The sequence below is a fragment of the Actinomycetota bacterium genome, assembly GCA_040757835.1.
Classification (GTDB): Bacteria; Actinomycetota; Geothermincolia; order Geothermincolales; family RBG-13-55-18; genus SURF-21.
The window spans coordinates 56,593-72,198 of the sequence record JBFLWJ010000005.1; the positions used below are offsets into that span (position 1 = coordinate 56,593).

Sequence of the window (15,606 nt, forward strand, 5' to 3'; positions counted from 1 at the left end):
CGACGCGTCGGTCATGGTCATCCAGATAACCAGCGCTACCGGCACCCTCCCGGTGGCTAGCCTGTTCACCGGGGACAGCGAACGCACCCGCAACTCCGCGCGCCGGGCCGTGCACGCCTGGAACCTGCACCCTGCGCGTGGCACGCAGCCTCGCAATCCTGGAGAGGGAGCTGGCCGTCGTGCTGCTGGACGCACCAATGCCGCGCCGCGGGGCCGCGCGTGACGGGGCAGGTGGTCTCTTCTGGGCGCACCTGCGCGAGCGGGCGCCCTCGTGGCGGTACGCGCTCGCTCCCGGGTACGGATAAAAGAGAAACGCCGCGACATAACGATTATTCAGCATGAATTAAGTGTTGTCATTATTGCTTACTTAAATATGTCATTATTTATTATTATACTATGCAATAATGACAGTTTATTTGCACCGCGAGCTTGCCGAAACCGCAAGGCGTGCACTCGAACAGATGCCGGTTGTAGTCGTTAGCGGCATGCGCCAAGTGGGCAAGAGCACCATGCTGCTTAAAGACCCTTCTTTCAAGGGCCGGGAATATATAGATCTGGATGATCTATCTCTGCTGGCGGCGGCAAAGAATGATCCCGAGGCTATATTGAGCAGAGGTGAACGCATTGCGGTCGACGAGGCTCAGCGTTGTCCGGAGCTGTTCTTGACCATTAAAAGGATGGTCGATGAGAACCGGCGCCCAGGCCGCTTCCTGCTGTCCGGCTCGGCGAACGTCTCACCCCTCAGAGAGGTGACCGAAAGCCTGGCGGGTAGGGCGATCTACTTCAACCTGCTACCCCTCACGTTACGCGAAATAAGCCGAAATATCGCTGAAGAACCGTTTATTCTGCGTTTTATAAAGGATTTCAAACTACAAGGCAACAACAAACGCCATTCTCCCATAAAGGACAACAACATACTTGACGGAGGCATGCCCCAGATACTGCTCGGAAACATCACAGACAGGGAGATCTGGTTCAAGGCTTACGAGCAGACCTATCTGGAGAGGGACTTGAGGGACATCGCGAGTGTCGATAACGTCCTCGCTTTCCGCCGCCTGATGGGCCTTACAGCCCTGCGTACCGCACAGGTATTGAACCTGAGCAATCTCGCACAGGATGCCGGGATCAATAGGTCGACATGTGAGCGATATCTAGGCCTGATGAACGTTTCTTTCATTACACATGTTCTGCCCCCTTATCTGAAGAACGCATCAGCGCGCTTGAGGAAGGCCCCGAAGCTGATGATGGCCGACTCCGGTATAGCCGCATATCTCGCTAATGTCGCCGATCTCAGGGACAGCTCCATGAGGGGGGCACTATATGAGACCTATGTCTTCCAAAATATACTGGGCATTCTGGAGCCGCATCTCATCCGAACGAGCATATATTACTGGCAGATCGCCGGCAGGCACGAGGTCGACTTCGTGTTAGAGCTGGGAAAGGATATTGTTGCCATCGAGGTAAAAGCTTCTTCCAGCTGGGGAAACAGTGACCTTTCCGGCCTTCAGGCTTTTATAGAGCGGAATCCCGAGTGCAAGGCGGGCATCCTGGCCTACAACGGCAGGGAGGCAGTAAGCCTGGGAGGTAAGATGTGGGCAATTCCCTTGTCGCTGCTTTTATCCTGATCTAGCGATAAGCGAGGACTTAGCTAGATGTATAAATATGTGGAGCCCCTGGCCAGAATCGAACTGGCGACACAAGGATTAGGAATCCTTTGCTCTGTCCACTGAGCTACAGGGGCCCGCATGCCCGCGTCTGCCACGAGCACATTTCACCTCAAGAATTATAGCTTGAGGGGGTGGAGCCTTCAAACAGCGCGATATCGGCTATCATTGACGCCGCGGCGGCGGGGCCATTATATTTAGAGGTGCGAAAACGGTCGCGAAGGCCGGAGCGAAAGAGCGGTTCAGAGTAGAACGCCACGGAGGCGCAGGCGATGAGAAGTCGCCGCCGTCCGAGGCGTTTTTTTCATAGGTCGCAGGGAACAATAGGTTAACGGTCACGAAGGCCGAGGACGTTGCCGGGATGAAGGAGCCACGTAGGCTCGAGTGGCGCGAAGCCGCCGGGTGCCGTGGCGTTTTTCTTCAGGCAGGATATCGGGAGGTTGATAAATGCACATACCCGACGGCTTTCTGAGCACCGGAGTGAGCATCGCCACCGGCGTGGTGGCGGCGGGAGCGGTGGGCTACGGGCTGTACAGGGCCCGGGAGGAGCTGGACGAGAAGACCGTGCCCATGCTGGCCCTCTGCGCCGCTTTCGTCTTCGCCGCGCAGATGCTCAACTTCCCCGTGGCCGGCGGCACCAGCGGCCACTTCCTAGGGGGCGTACTGGTCGCGGTCCTGTTGGGTCCGTGGTTGGGCAGCCTGGTCATCGCCCTGGTCCTGCTGGTGCAGTGCCTGGGTTTCGCCGATGGCGGCCTCACGGCCCTGGGGGCCAACATCTTCAACATGGCGGTCATCGGCACCATCCTCTCTTACTACATCTTCTACGGTATAAAGCGCCTCCTGCCCAAGAGCAGGACTGCTTTCCTGGGAGCCACCGGCGTGGTGGCCTGGCTCTCGGTGATGCTGGCCTCGGGCGCCGTCTCCTTCGAACTGGCGATATCCGGCACCACCCCTCTGAGCGTGACCCTGCCGGCCATGCTGGGGGTGCACGCCATCATCGGGGTGGGCGAGGCGATTATCACCGTCCTGGTGGTGGGCGTGGTCATCGCGGTGCGCCCCGACCTGGTCAAGACCTATGACTACCCGACTCCAGTACGCCGGTACGAGGAAGCGGAGGTGAGCCAGTGATGGAGTCACGCAAGAAGAGTATCATCATCTTCACCCTGGCCGGACTGGCCATCGCCGTGGCCCTGGCCCTGGTCGTGTCTCCCTGGGCATCCTCGTCCCCGGACGGCCTGGAGAAGGTCGCGGAGGACAAGGGGTTCATCGAACAGGCCGAGGAGACGGAACCGGCATGGGAGAGCGCTCCCATCCCCGACTACGCCGTGCCCGGACTTACCGAGGAAGCGGTGAACGAGGAGACGGGCGAGTTGGAGGAGGTGCCCAACAAGCTCGCCACCGCCCTGGCCGGTCTCATCGGCACCGTGGCCATCTTCCTCATCGCCTGGGGGCTTGCCCTGGTGCTCAAGAAGAGGGGTGGCGATACGGGAGGGGACGCTCCCGGAAGAACCACGGCGGAAGAGAGTACATGAGCCACGTCTTTCTGGACAAGTGCAGCGACCTGAAAAGCCCGCTCCACCAGCTTGACCCACGGGCCAAGCTGGTGGGCTTCGTCGCGCTCATCGTCATCTGCGTGACCACGCCGCCCGACCACTACGCCGCCTTCGCCGCGTACCTGGGTCTGGAGATCGTCCTGGTGGTGATGTCGCGCCTGCCCTGGGGGCACGTGCTCAAGCGCATGCTCATCGTGCTGCCCTTCATCCTGGTGGTGGCGGTGTTCATCCCCTTCTTCGACCACGGAGGCGGCAGCTACAACCTGGGACCGCTGACGGTATCCGCCCACGGCCTCATGGTGCTGTGGAACGTGGCCGCGAAATCCACGGTGAGCGTGCTGGCGGTTATCCTCATGTCTTCCACCACGCCCTTCCCCGAGCTGCTCAAGGGCATGGAGAAACTGAGGGTGCCCCACCTCATGACCACCATCATGAGCTTCATGTACCGTTACATCTTCGTGCTCATGGACGAACTGCAGCGCATGCGCCGGGCCCGCGACTCGCGGGGGTGGAGCGGCAAGTGGCTGTGGCAGGCCCGAGTCATAGGCCACATGATAGCCGCGCTCTTCCTGCGCTCCTACGAACGGGGCGAGCGCGTCTACGCCGCCATGCTGGCGCGCGGCTACGATGGCGAGACACACACCCTTTACCTCTACGACTTCGGCGCGGCGGAGATGGGGTTCGTGGTGCTGGCGGCGCTATTCCCGCTTGCGGCAAGGCTCATCGTAGGGGGTTGACCATGCATCACAGGCCGGCGGTGGAGATAAAGGACCTGCGCTACGTATATCCCGACGGTACTCCCGCCCTGCACGGGGTGGACCTGACCATCGAGGAGGGAGAATCGGTGGGCATCGTCGGTCCCAACGGGGCCGGCAAGTCCACCCTGCTGCTCCACCTCAACGGCATCCTCACCGGGCAGGGAGAGGTGCGCATCTTCGACCTGCCGGTGGAGAAGAAGAACCTGCGCGAGATCCGGCGCCGCGTGGGGCTGGTCTTCCAGGACCCCGACGACCAGCTCTTCTCGCCCACCGTCTATGACGACGTGGCCTTCGGCCCCACCAACATGGGCATGCCGCGCGAGGAAGTGACGGCCGCCGTGGCGCGGGCCCTGGAGGAGGTGGGCATCGCGGGCATGGAAAAACGCTCCGCCTATCACCTCAGCTACGGGCAGAAGAAACGGGCGGCCATCGCCACGGTGCTGTCCATGAACCCCGACCTGCTGGTGCTGGACGAGCCCTCCAGCAACCTCGACCCGCGCGCCCGCAACGAGTTCTCACAGCTGCTGCAGGGCATGAGGATAACCAAGATACTGGTTACCCACGACCTGCCCTTCGTCTTCGAGAACTGCGACCGTGTGGTGATCATGAGCAAGGGGAAGATCGCCGCGGACGGCGACTCCTTCACCATACTCTCAGACGAAGGCCTCCTCTCCGAGTACGGCCTGGAGCTACCCTATGGCTTCTTTCCCGTGCGGCGGGAGGATACCCCGGATCACCATGACCGGGAAAGGGAGGGCTGAGAGCCGCCGGGAGTCGGACGCTCGACCCGAGGGATCCTCATACACCGGCGTCATGGACGGCCAGTGATGGCGAACACCTTCAAACCCACCCCCAGGCTATATACTTATGGTCATGGAGGAGAACGAAGAGGGAACGGCGGAGAAGCCGGCGGCCAGAGCGGGAAACACCGTCAAGTGGGCCTTCGTGGTGGGGCTGGTGGCGGCCGCGGCCGTCATCGGGTTCTTCGCTATATTCCGCGGCCACGCCGCCGAGGACACGGTGCGCAAGGCGCTGCAGGCTGTCGAGGAAGGTGACGCCGACGGGTTCGTGACATATTTGGACCCCGAGGGGCAACTGGGCAAGATGTGGGAGGGGAACGAACAGGGCGCCAGGGACGCCGCCCTCTCGCTGCTCGAGAGCTACCGCTTCGAGTTCTCTTCCCTGAAATTCTCCACCCGGGCGCAGGGGGAAAACGCGGAGGTGGAACTCGAGGGGGGGCGGGTCACCGTCTATAACCGGGATGGCGGAGGGCCTCCCGCGGCCTTCTTCGACCTGAAAGACAGCGGGCTGGTGTTCTACGTGGAGAAGAAGGACGGCCGCTGGCTCATCGGGGGCGTCAACTACGACCTCGAGGAGCTCCTCTCCGGAGGCGCGGACCTCCTTCCCTTATGAGCCGTGGGGGTCTAGGGGCGGGAAAGCGCGAGCAACGGTGAGGCCATGCGGAGAGAGGGTAGCGGGATGATCATGAGCGCGATGACGCCGGGACGCCGCCTCGCGCTGCGGTTGGGGGTAGCGGCCGCCATGCTCACCTGCCTGGCGCTGATATATTGCGGCTGTTCCGCTTCCACGCCGCAGCGCGCGGTGGGCGATTTCATCTCCGCCCGCATCGCCGGCAAAGACGACAAGGCCGCGAAGATGACCGTAGAGGAGACCCTGGAGGGTTACGCCGGCGGTGAGGCCTACCTCTATGCTTCCAGCGTCACCTTCACCATGGACCCGCCGCAGGTCGACGGGGACCGTGCCGTGGTCACGGTGCACTATGCGTGGGACGACAAGGTGGTGGACCTGCAGTACGTTGCGCGGCGCGTGGGCACGAAGTGGAAGGTGGCCCTGGCCGAGACCGAGGAACTGTGGCTGCCGGACATCGACCTGGACGGCGGGCCTTGAGACATCAAGGCCCCGGCATGTCCTGAGTATTGCCTCAGGACCTGCCCCCCGCTCTCTTCTTTCCCCCGGCGGACGGCGTCTTCTTCGCGGCCGGCCTCCTGGCGGCGGACTTCGCGGGCTGCCTGGACGTCCTCTTCACGGCCGGCTTCGCGGCCGGCCTGGAGGTCTTCTTCGCCGCGGGCGCCGCCGGTTTCACCGCCGCGCGCTTCCTGACCACGGTGGTGGGAGACTTCGCGGCGCCCTCCCGCGGCGCCTTCTCCGCCGGGTGCAGCGCTATTCTGAAGACCTCCTCGATATGCGTGACGGGGATGAACTTGAGGTCCTTGCGGATGAAGGCCGGGATCTCCTCCAGGTACTTGCGGTTCTCCTCGGGGATGATCACCCGTTTGACTCCGGCGCGGTGGGCGGCCAGGACCTTCTCCTTGAGGCCGCCGATGGGCAGGACCTTGCCGCGCAGGGTTATCTCCCCGGTCATGCCCACCTCCTTGCGCACCTTGCGTCCGGTGATGGAGGACATGAGCGCAGTGGCCATGGTCACGCCCGCGCTGGGCCCGTCCTTGGGTATGGCCCCGGCGGGCACGTGCACGTGCATGTCGTTGCTGCGGAAGAAATCCGCCTCCACGCCGTAGCGGCCAGAAACGCTGCGACAGTAGGTGAGGGCCGCCTTGGCGGACTCCTGCATCACGTCGCCCAGCTTCCCGGTGAGGATGAGGTCGCCCTCCCCGGGCATCACCTGCGCCTCCACGAAGAGGACGTCGCCGCCCGCCTCCGTCCAGGCCAGGCCCGTGGCCACGCCCACCTCGTCCTCCTCCTCCAACACCTCGAAGCGGAAGCGGGCCGGCCCCAGCAGCTCGTGCAGGTCCCTCTCCAGGATCTTCCTGCTCTTGCGCTTACCGGCCGCGATATCCCTGGCCACCTTGCGGCAAACGGTCGCTATCTCCCTCTCGAGGTTGCGCACGCCCGCCTCGCGCGTGTAATTGCGGATTATGGCGCGCAACGCCTCCTCGGTGATGTTTATCTGGCTCTTCTTCAGACCGTGGGCCTCGTACTGGCGCGGCAGCAGGTGGTCGAGTGCGATGTGCACCTTTTCTACCTCGGTGTAGCCGGGAAGCTCCAGCACCTCCATGCGGTCGAGCAGGGCCGGGTGGATGGGTACCGGGGTGTTGGCGGTGGTGATGAACATCACCTTGGAGAGGTCGAAGTCCACGTCGAGGTAGTGGTCGGAGAAAGAATGGTTCTGCTCCGGGTCCAGCACCTCCAGCAGCGCAGAGGCGGGGTCGCCGCGGAAATCGGCGCCGATCTTGTCCACCTCGTCCAGCATGAACACCGGGTTGTTGGAGCCAGCCCGCTGGATGCCACGGATGATGCGGCCAGGCAGCGCGCCGATATAGGTGCGCCGGTGGCCCCTGATCTCCGCCTCGTCGTGCATGCCCCCCAGCGAGATGCGCACGAACTTGCGCCCCAGGGCGCGAGCAATGGACTGCCCAAGGGAGGTCTTGCCCACGCCCGGCGGCCCCACGAAACAGAGGATGGGCCCCTTCATGTCCTCCTTGAGCTTGCGCACCGCCAGGTACTCGACGATGCGGTCCTTGACCTTGTCCAGGTCGTAATGGTCCTCGTCCAGGACCCGCCTGGCCCGCTTGATGTCCAGGTTGTCCTCGGTGCTCTCGTTCCATGGCAAGCTGGTGAGCCACTCCAGGTAAGTGCGGGCCACGGTGTACTCGGCCGCGGCCACCGGCATCTTGGCCAGGCGGTCCAGTTCCCGTTCCGCTTCCTTGCGGGCGCCCTCGGGCATACCGCTCTGGTCCATCTTCTCCCTGAACTCGTTGATCTCCATGGTGCGCTCATCGACCTCGCCCAGCTCCTTCTGGATGGCCTTGAGCTGTTCGCGCAGGAAATACTCGCGCTGGCTCTTGGACATCTCCGTCTGCACCTCGGACTGGATCCTGGAACCGATCTCCAGGATCTCGATCTCCTTGTTCAGAAAGACGGTCAGCTTCTCCAGGCGCTCCTTGACGTCGAAGGCCTCCAGGAGTTCCTGCTTCTCCGCAATGTCTATGTTGACGTTGGAGGCGATGAAGTCCGCCAGGTTGTTTGACTCTCCTATGTTCATGGCGGCGATAAAGATCTCGCTGGGCAGGTAGGGGGCCAGTGAGACCATCTTCTTGAACTGGGTGAGGACGTTGCGCGCGATCCCCTCCAGCTCCACCGACTCCTCGATTATCTCCTGCACCTTCTCCACCCGCGCCTTGAGGTAAGGCTGCCGCTCCACGTACTCCATGACCTGGATCCTCTGCACGCCCTGCACGAAGAGCTGCATTGAGCCGTCGGGCAGCTTGAGCATTCGGATGATGGCCGCCGCGGTGCCGATATCATAGAGCTGCTCCGGCTCCGGCATCTCCACCTCCTCCCGGCTTGCCACCGCCGCGACCAGGCGGTCCGCCGCCAGGGCGTCGTCGATGAGCTTGACGTACTCCTCCCTGGTGATGAGAAGCGGCACGATGATATGAGGGTAGATCACCGTGTCCTTGAGGGGGAGCACGGGAAGGACCTCGGGTATGTAGTTCTCGTTCGCCATCGGGACATCGTTATCAGGCAAGGTTAACCTCCTGTTCCGGCGGTCGATACCGGGATCACTCGCTGCTGATGTCCACGCCGCGCAGCTTTTCCCGCTTGAGTTTGGGCAGGATGATCTCCAGCAGACCCTTACGGTATATGGCCCTGGTCGCCTCGGCATCGATATCGGTGGGAAGCTCCAGGACCCTCTCGAAATCGCCGTAGTTTATCTCGAGCATGTAGGTGTTGCTGATATCGGAGGGGTGGAAGCGCTCGCGGTGCCCGCGGATGGAGAGCACCCTGCCGTGCAGGGTCACCTCCACCTTCTCCTCGTCCACCCAGGCCAGTTCCACCACCACGGTGAAGTTGTCCGCGCACTCATATACGTCGCAGAGGGGCTTCCACGCCTTCTCGAATACTGCGGAGGGCCTCCTCCAGTACGGCATATTGCCGAAGAAGCGTTCCATGTCGCTGTGCAGGCTGAAGAAATCATCGTAATCATCGCGGTTCCAGAAAGCCTCCGTCACTTTCTGACCTCCTTAAACGGATGGGATCAAAACCGGAACGCTTCTATTATACCCAAAAGGTTATGGGGTCAGCCCCTGACATGTGACATTTCCAGCAAAGGCAAATCTTCAAGCATTTCGGCTATCAGGAAATGTCACATGTCAGGGGCTGACCCCATCTTCCCATTAGCTGAAGTCCACCTCGGAGATGTTCTGCTCCAGGTCGCGCAGCTTCTCCTTGATCTCCTTGCGGATATAGGGATCGCTGCCGTGAAAAGGCGCGATGCTCCACGCGCCTACCTCTTCGCCCCAGGCCTGGCGGCCCGGCGCCATCTCTCCGTCCACGGCTGCCGCCACCGCTGCGAAGACGGTGTTGTCGTCCCTGAGCACCAGCGAGGTGAGCACGTGGTCGGGCGACTCGGACGAGCGGTCGGCTCCCACCAGGATAACCAGCACGTCCTTCTCCTCCGCCACCTCGATCACCTCGTCGTTGAAGAGCCCCGGGGTGCAGAAGATTATATCGATGCCGTCTTCTACTGCTTCCTCCGCATACGCCCTCGCCTGCGCCGAGTCGCCGGCCTTCTCCAGGTGATAGCTGTAGGTCCCTTCCTTGCCGAGGCCGGCTTCGACGCCCTTTCCAAATCCGACGTTGTAGTAGATCAACAGGGGGTCGTCCTTGGCGCCGATGAAGGCTACCAGCGGGACCGTGTTGGTCAGCGGATGGTCGCTGCGCCCGGTCAGCCATCCCGCCAGGTAACCGCATACGTAGGAACCCTCCTCGACACGGTAACGCACCAGGGAGGCCCCATCCTCTCCCTTTACCGTCTGCGGGCTCTCGAAGTCCAGGGCGCAGGCCGCGGCCTCGCTGCCGGCGGGCCGGGCGGAGAGCATGTCGAGGGAGGATTCCCGCCCCAGGGAGATCACCAGGTCGTAGCTGTCCTCGCCGCCGCTGAACAGGTCTCCATAATCTTCTCCCGCCGCGGGCAGGATGAAGTCCACGTCCACTCCCAGTTCCGCTTCCGCCCTGCGCTTGCCGTATTCGGCCAGGTTGTTGCGCTCCTCGCCCGCGGTGCCTTCCCCGAACCCGATCAGGGCAACGCTAAAGGGGGAACCCGCATCGCTGCACGAGCACGCCGCAAGCGGCAGGAGCAGGCAGGTACATGCGAGCGCGGTGGCTGCCAGCCGGCGTGAACACATCCCCATCCATAAGCTCCGATCAACGGTCGTTAGCCATCTTTTCCGCCCGTATACCGCGTCCATTATAGCACCACACCGCGCCGTCACCTGCGCGCCGAAGGAAAGGTGACCAGCAGTATGCCCGAGGCCACCATCACCGCGGCGAACAGGAGGGTGTAAGAGATGGGTTCTCCCAGTGCGAAGTGGGCGAAGAGCAGTGCCAGTACCGGTTTGAGGTAGAAGAGGCTGGCCCCCCGCGACGCCGGCACGCGCCTCATCCCCTCGAAATACAGTATGTATCCGATGCCCACGGTGACCATCCCCAGGTAGAGCAGCCAGGCCCAGGCGCGCAGGTTGTAAGCGGCCATCTCGGACCATCCACCCTCGACCGTGAGCAGCGCCGCCAGCAGCAGCGAGCCGGCGGCCATGGTCAGAAAGGACACCGCCAGGCTGCCGTAGCGCTCGGAGTATCTCTTGCCGAATACGGTGTAGACTGACCAGGTGGCGGCGGAGGCGAGCACCAGGATGCCGCCCAGGAAATCCTCCCGGGAGAAGAGCCCCGCGAATTCGAAGCCGGTTACGGCCATGAAGGCCCCGGCCAGGCCCAGGGCTACCCCCAGCCACCCCACGAGCCCCAAGCGCTCGCGCAGCACGACGGAGGCGATGAGCACGGTGAACACGGGGTTCATGGAGAAGATGACCGCCGCGGTGGACGCGCTGGCCGATTCGATGCCCTCGTGCAGCAGGAAGAAAGTGAGAAAAACCCCCACCGCACCCAGCATGGCGATGGGCAGGCCGTCGGCCTTCACCGCGGAGACGATGAACTTCCCCTGGCGTTGGCCCAGCAGGAGGGCGAGGATAAAGGCCGCCCCCAGGAGAAAGCGCAGGGTGGCCACCTGCTGCGGGCCTACCCGTGAGGCTGCGCCCGCTCCTGACTGGAGGTATTTGGAGACCACCTCGATGGTGCTGAAGAGGACGATGGCCCCCAGGACGAAAAGATAACCACGTCTCATCGGCCGCGTCTCGCTCTCGCTGCTTTCATGCGGCGATTATAACGCACTGCGCAGGACACCGTAGGCTGGTGGTCTCTTACCTTTCCATCTCGCTCTTTAAAGGAGACGGCACGCGCTGTGGCAAGAGGACTGTGTCTTGATGCTGCCGCCGATCAAAAACGCCGCCGTATACCAGCGCCGTGTTGAGGAAGAAAACCCTGGCGTTTGCAGATCGAGACCACCGCTGCGAGGTGGTGATGCGGCGCGTTCAGTCGACGTAGTCCTTGCCGATGACCAGGACCACATCGGCGCCGTAGGTGGTGGCCACGTCAGCGTCCTCGTCGATGATGAAGTCGGCGCTGGGGCTCAAGTCCCTGGCCACCATGCGCGCCGCCTCCTCGTAGCCGGGGGCGTAGTAGATGGTGGTCTCCTCGTAGAGGTTGACGGTATTGCCGGTGGTGATGTCGCGGTAACCCTCTTCCTCCAGGATGCCGGCCACCTGAGCGGCCATGCCTTCCCAGCGCGCGCCGTTGAGGACCGACAGGTCCACATCGGAGGGATCGGGTGCCGCGTCTGTCTCGGCCAGTTTCTCTTGCTGCCGTTCGTTGGCCTCCTGGGCCGCCTCCTGCTCCGGGGTCACGGTGCTGCAGTAGAGCTTGATGTTCTGGAAGAGGGTGGCCGCCGCAGCCTCGTCGTAGATGTAATACCAGGGCTGTCCGGGAGGGGGGTCCGGCTCGTCGCCGGGCAGGGTGACGAATTCCACGTCGTCAACGGACATCCCCTGCAGGGCTTCGGCCAGGCCGAAGATGAGGTCGGGCTCGATGGTGGTATCCAGGTACTTGACGGTGGCGTCGAGGACGTCGAGCAGGGCCTGCAGGTCGCGGTTCTGGACCACCTTCTCCATCATGGCCTTCAGGAACTTCTTCTGGTTGTCGATGCGGTCCAGGTCGCCGCGGGGCAGCTCCCGGCTGCGCACCAGGATGAGCGCGTTCTCGCCGTCGAGGAAGACGTCGCCCTTGGGGAGGGCCCCTATCTTGGGGTCCAGGATGGGGTAGTCGAGGTGGAGGATGACCCCTCCGAGTGCGTCCACGATGCTCTTGAAGGCCTCGAAGTCCACCTCTGCGTAACCGTTAATATCGATGCCGGATATCTTTTCCACCACCTCCACCGCCCCCGCGGGCCCGCTGAAGGAGTGGGCGGCGTTGATCTTTTCCGTCCCGTATCCCGGTATGTTCACCCTGGTGTCGCGGGGAAAGGACACCAGCACCGCTTTCTTCTTCTGCGCGTTCACCGAGGCCAGGATCATCACGTCGGAGCGGGTGTAGCCCTCCTCGCCCTCCACGCTGCCGCGGTCGATGCCGATGAAGAGCACGTTGACGTTCCCGGAGAGGTCGTACTTGTCGATGACGTCGTATAGTTCTTGGTTCTCTTCCTCGTTCATCTGGGGTCCGCTTACCCAGCGCATGCGGAAGTAATGCTTGCCGGCCCAGGTCTTGACGGCATCGAAGTTCATGATGCCGACCACCAGGCCGCCGATGAGCACCACCGCCAGCAGCACCTTGAGGACGGTCTGCCTCTTCTGGCGCTTGCGCCTCTTCAGTCTGTCCTGTCTCTTCATGTGCCGATAAGACGTCTTTCTCTCCCGGCCGGTTCCGGGCCACCCGCCGCGCCTCTGCCTCAGGACCACGCAATATTATAAGGCCCCGCGGCGCGCGCGGCCTAGGCCGCCTGTCTATTCCTGCTCCGGCGAGGCCCCTTCCAGGTCGAAACCCTCCGTGGCCAGCCCTTCCTCCATGGAGCCGATGAGCTTTTCCACCTTGGAGCTGGCCAAGCCCAGCCGCTGCCTGGCTTCCCGGATCAGGCCCACCCCCTCCTCGAAGAGACGCAGGCCTTCCTCGAGCTCGAGGTCCTCCTTCTCCAGGACCGAGGTTATCTCCTCGAGCCTCTCCATTATCTCCCTGAAGGTCATCTCGCTCATCGTTCATCCCCTTCCGCTGGGTCTTACTCCATTTGCCATGAGCCCCGCCAGTATGAATGCGCGGTACAAGCCGCGGTACATCCCTCAGTCCTTCCCCTCCTCCCGCGGCTCCCGCACTTCCCTCACCTCGCAGCGCAGGCCGCCGCGGTGCAGGCGCACGTCCACCATGTCGCTCACAGCGACCTCGGAGCCATCCGTCAGCGGCTTGGCCTCCCCGGCCCTGGTCGCGATGGCATAGCCCCGCGCCAGCACGCCCAGGGGGCTCATGGCCTCCAGGCGGGAGGCAGCCACCTTGACCCGGCCGTCCTCTCGCGCGAGCATGGCCAGTGCCGCCGCCCGCAGTCCCCTTGCGCGCGGACCGGGTTCCCCCTCTTTCCACCTGCTCCAGGACGCCGCCGCCGTGGAGAGCTTGCGCGCCGCCGCCTGCAGCCGCAGCGGCAGCTCCCGGTATTCGCGCGGGTATCGCGCCAGGGAGACCAGCGCTGTGTCCACCCCGCGCTCCATCCTCTGCACGGAGAGCTGGATGCCGGAGAGCAGCCGCGCCTCGCTTTCCGCCAGGCGCTGCATGGGCTGGCCGGTGAGGGCGGACGCGTCCGAGAAGCATCGCCTCTTTTCCAGCGAGACCAGGCCCCTCTCCATGTGGTGCAAGCGCCGCCGCAGGCCCGCCGCCAGCGACACCTCGCACTCGCGCAGCAACGACAGCACCTGCCCCGCCGCGGGCACCACCGCCTCGGCCGCGCCCGTGGGGGTGCTGGCGCGAAGGTCCGCCGCGAGGTCACAGAGGGTCATGTCCGGCTCGTGCCCCACTCCGGTCACCACCGCGATGGAAGACGACCTGATGGCCCGCACCACCTCTTCGCAGTTGAAGGGCTGCAGGTCCTCCAGGGAACCGCCGCCCCGGGCGAGGATGATCACGTCCACCGGAAAGGCGCGGTTGAAGAGGTCGATGGCCGCGACTATGTCCCCCACCGCGTCCTCTCCCTGCACCCTTACCCCGCGCACCACCAGGCGCGCCCCCCGGAAACGGCGGGTTAGGTTGGTGACCACGTCCCGCACCGCCGCGCCCTCCAGGGAGGTGATCAGCCCCACCGTGTCGGGGTAAGCGGGAAGCGGCCTCTTCACGGCCTCGTCGAAGAGGCCTTCCTTGGACAACTTGCGCATGAGGACCAGGAACTCGCGGCGCAGCCGCCCCTCGCCCGCTTCCTGGAACTCCAGGACGTTGAGGCGGAACTGGCCCCGGCGCACATAGACTCCGAGGCGCCCCCTGGCCAGCACGCTCATGCCCTCCTGCAGATGGCATGCCGCATCCCGCATGGCGCCGGCGAACATGATGCAGGAGAGTGAAGCGTCCCCGTCCGAGAGGCTGAAGAAGGTGTAGTTGGGGTACGGCTTCAGGTTCGATACCTCCCCCTCTACCCACAGGACCACCCCCTGCAGGAGGTTGTCCGCCAGGCGGTTCACCTCCCCGACGGTGTATATGCGCTCTTCCTGCACGTCATTCATGGTAATGACATTATAACCGCCGCCGCTGCCATCTCCCCCGGCCCGCACGAGGCTCAATAAAAGATATTGAACACCATGAAGGAAAAACGAAGAAGCGGTTGAAATACATTATGTAGAGTGATGTAGGAGAGCTCTGAAACTATATGTAGTATTTCCGGGTCCGGAGCTTATGGCGTGGCCCGGAATGCAGGGGGGATCGGCTTGGAGATACTGGCCCTGCTCCTCCTCGGCTTGATAGCCATGCTGGCCATAGTCCCTCCCATCATCCGGGGGAAGCTGGACGAGTCGCCCCTGGCCTCGACCCAGAGTTTCCAGCGCAGCATGCAGGAGATGGCCAACTCCATCGAACCCAGGAGCGGTCGGGAAGAGACTCCGTACCGGGCCAGGGTGATTAACGGCAGCGTCACCCCGATTAGGCAAGGGTACCCCGACCGGCCACACATGGTACCGTCACCCATGGCGAGCAGGAGAAAGGCGGCGGTGAAAAGGAACCGCATCACCCTGGGACTGATGGTCTTCGCGGCCATCTGGGGTATAGCCACCCTGATCAGTGGCCGGACCTGGTGCATGGTGCTTTTCACCATCGCCTGCGGCCTGATGGTCATCTACTGGGGCCTGGTGCTGATAATGCCGGGCATATTGCAGCGGTCCAGGGCCGCGAGCCGCGCCGAAGAGGCGCGGCGCTACCGCCACAGCCAGGCGCTCTAGGCGCCGGGCTATTCCTCAGCCGAAGACCCCGATCCTCCACAGCACCGCCACCAGCGCGCCATGGCCCAGCAGGAAAACGAGGGTGTAGGGGACCGCCCTGGTCCCGTACTGCGGGCGCATGTAGAAGAGCACCACCGTGACCAAGAACCCCGTGGCCAGGATGAGCAACAGCCCCAGTACCGCCCAGGCCGCGGGCCCCCAGCCGTCCCGCAGTCGGCTCAGGATATAACCGCAGACGATGGACGCCATACCCAGGGCACAGATGAGCAGTGTCTGGGGCCAGGTTGGCATGGTCTCTTTCATT

17 protein-coding genes and 1 tRNA gene are annotated in these 15,606 nt (G+C 63.4%); 9 read left to right on the forward strand and 9 right to left on the reverse strand.

Going from position 1 to position 15,606, the window contains the following annotated elements; all coding sequences use genetic code 11:
- Together AB1384_06755 and AB1384_06760 are read left to right on the forward strand one after the other, a co-directional pair.
- The coding region (locus tag AB1384_06755) for a hypothetical protein (GenBank protein ID MEW6553969.1) at positions 1 to 223 on the forward strand (223 nt) is incomplete at its 5' end.
- Positions 224 to 461: 238 nt separating this feature from the next.
- The gene (locus AB1384_06760; protein ID MEW6553970.1) at positions 462 to 1,625 is read left to right on the forward strand and encodes an ATP-binding protein; all 1,164 of its coding nucleotides are present in this window, start codon (positions 462 to 464) and stop codon (positions 1,623 to 1,625) included.
- A gap of 40 nt (positions 1,626 to 1,665) precedes the next feature.
- Here the strand turns inward: AB1384_06760 and AB1384_06765 are convergent.
- Positions 1,666 to 1,741, reverse strand: a tRNA-Arg gene (locus AB1384_06765).
- 370 nt (positions 1,742 to 2,111) lie between these two features.
- Between AB1384_06765 and AB1384_06770 the strand changes: the two genes are divergently transcribed.
- The 6 genes from AB1384_06770 to AB1384_06795 all read left to right on the forward strand — a co-directional run bounded on the left by AB1384_06770 (position 2,112) and on the right by AB1384_06795 (position 5,883).
- On the forward strand, positions 2,112 to 2,792 hold the full coding sequence (locus tag AB1384_06770) for an energy-coupling factor ABC transporter permease (protein MEW6553971.1): 681 nt from the start codon (positions 2,112 to 2,114) through the stop codon (positions 2,790 to 2,792).
- Entirely contained in the window at positions 2,792 to 3,196 is a 405-nt protein-coding gene (locus AB1384_06775) for a PDGLE domain-containing protein (GenBank protein ID MEW6553972.1), read from the forward strand. Before AB1384_06770 ends, AB1384_06775 begins: the two co-directional genes overlap by 1 nt.
- Complete coding sequence (gene cbiQ, locus AB1384_06780; protein MEW6553973.1) at positions 3,193 to 3,954, forward strand: cobalt ECF transporter T component CbiQ; 762 nt, start codon at positions 3,193 to 3,195, stop codon at positions 3,952 to 3,954. The genes AB1384_06775 and cbiQ overlap by 4 nt, the downstream gene beginning before the upstream one ends.
- Before the next feature lie 2 nt (positions 3,955 to 3,956).
- Positions 3,957 to 4,736, forward strand: a complete 780-nt coding sequence (locus AB1384_06785; GenBank protein MEW6553974.1) for an ABC transporter ATP-binding protein — start codon at positions 3,957 to 3,959, stop codon at positions 4,734 to 4,736.
- 112 nt (positions 4,737 to 4,848) lie between these two features.
- On the forward strand, positions 4,849 to 5,388 hold the full coding sequence (locus AB1384_06790; protein MEW6553975.1) for a hypothetical protein: 540 nt from the start codon (positions 4,849 to 4,851) through the stop codon (positions 5,386 to 5,388).
- A 72-nt stretch (positions 5,389 to 5,460) separates the two neighbouring features.
- Complete coding sequence (locus AB1384_06795; protein MEW6553976.1) at positions 5,461 to 5,883, forward strand: hypothetical protein; 423 nt, start codon at positions 5,461 to 5,463, stop codon at positions 5,881 to 5,883.
- A gap of 34 nt (positions 5,884 to 5,917) precedes the next feature.
- Here the strand turns inward: AB1384_06795 and lon are convergent, their stop codons facing one another.
- The 7 genes from lon to xseA form a co-directional block, all read right to left on the reverse strand.
- Positions 5,918 to 8,482, reverse strand: a complete 2,565-nt coding sequence (lon, locus tag AB1384_06800) for an endopeptidase La (protein MEW6553977.1) — start codon at positions 8,480 to 8,482, stop codon at positions 5,918 to 5,920.
- Positions 8,483 to 8,516: 34 nt separating this feature from the next.
- Positions 8,517 to 8,966, reverse strand: coding sequence for an Hsp20/alpha crystallin family protein (locus tag AB1384_06805; protein MEW6553978.1), 450 nt, complete (start codon positions 8,964 to 8,966; stop codon positions 8,517 to 8,519).
- A 165-nt stretch (positions 8,967 to 9,131) separates the two neighbouring features.
- The gene (locus AB1384_06810; GenBank protein ID MEW6553979.1) at positions 9,132 to 10,148 is read right to left on the reverse strand and encodes a BMP family ABC transporter substrate-binding protein; all 1,017 of its coding nucleotides are present in this window, start codon (positions 10,146 to 10,148) and stop codon (positions 9,132 to 9,134) included.
- Between the two features lie 77 nt (positions 10,149 to 10,225).
- Positions 10,226 to 11,134, reverse strand: a complete 909-nt coding sequence (locus AB1384_06815) for a DMT family transporter (GenBank protein MEW6553980.1) — start codon at positions 11,132 to 11,134, stop codon at positions 10,226 to 10,228.
- A gap of 247 nt (positions 11,135 to 11,381) precedes the next feature.
- The gene (locus AB1384_06820; protein MEW6553981.1) at positions 11,382 to 12,731 is read right to left on the reverse strand and encodes an LCP family protein; all 1,350 of its coding nucleotides are present in this window, start codon (positions 12,729 to 12,731) and stop codon (positions 11,382 to 11,384) included.
- Positions 12,732 to 12,845: 114 nt separating this feature from the next.
- Positions 12,846 to 13,091: an exodeoxyribonuclease VII small subunit gene (gene xseB / locus AB1384_06825; protein MEW6553982.1), complete on the reverse strand. Its 246-nt coding sequence runs from the start codon at positions 13,089 to 13,091 to the stop codon at positions 12,846 to 12,848.
- Positions 13,092 to 13,175: 84 nt separating this feature from the next.
- Positions 13,176 to 14,594 (reverse strand): exodeoxyribonuclease VII large subunit, encoded by a 1,419-nt coding sequence (xseA, locus tag AB1384_06830; protein MEW6553983.1) that lies wholly within the window; start codon positions 14,592 to 14,594, stop codon positions 13,176 to 13,178.
- A gap of 201 nt (positions 14,595 to 14,795) precedes the next feature.
- On the opposite strand from xseA, the gene AB1384_06835 reads away from it, so the two are divergent.
- On the forward strand, positions 14,796 to 15,302 hold the full coding sequence (locus AB1384_06835; GenBank protein ID MEW6553984.1) for a hypothetical protein: 507 nt from the start codon (positions 14,796 to 14,798) through the stop codon (positions 15,300 to 15,302).
- 15 nt (positions 15,303 to 15,317) lie between these two features.
- On the opposite strand, the gene AB1384_06840 is transcribed toward AB1384_06835, so the two are convergent.
- Positions 15,318 to 15,605 (reverse strand): hypothetical protein, encoded by a 288-nt coding sequence (locus tag AB1384_06840; GenBank protein ID MEW6553985.1) that lies wholly within the window; start codon positions 15,603 to 15,605, stop codon positions 15,318 to 15,320.
- Between the last annotated feature and the right edge of the window lies 1 nt (position 15,606).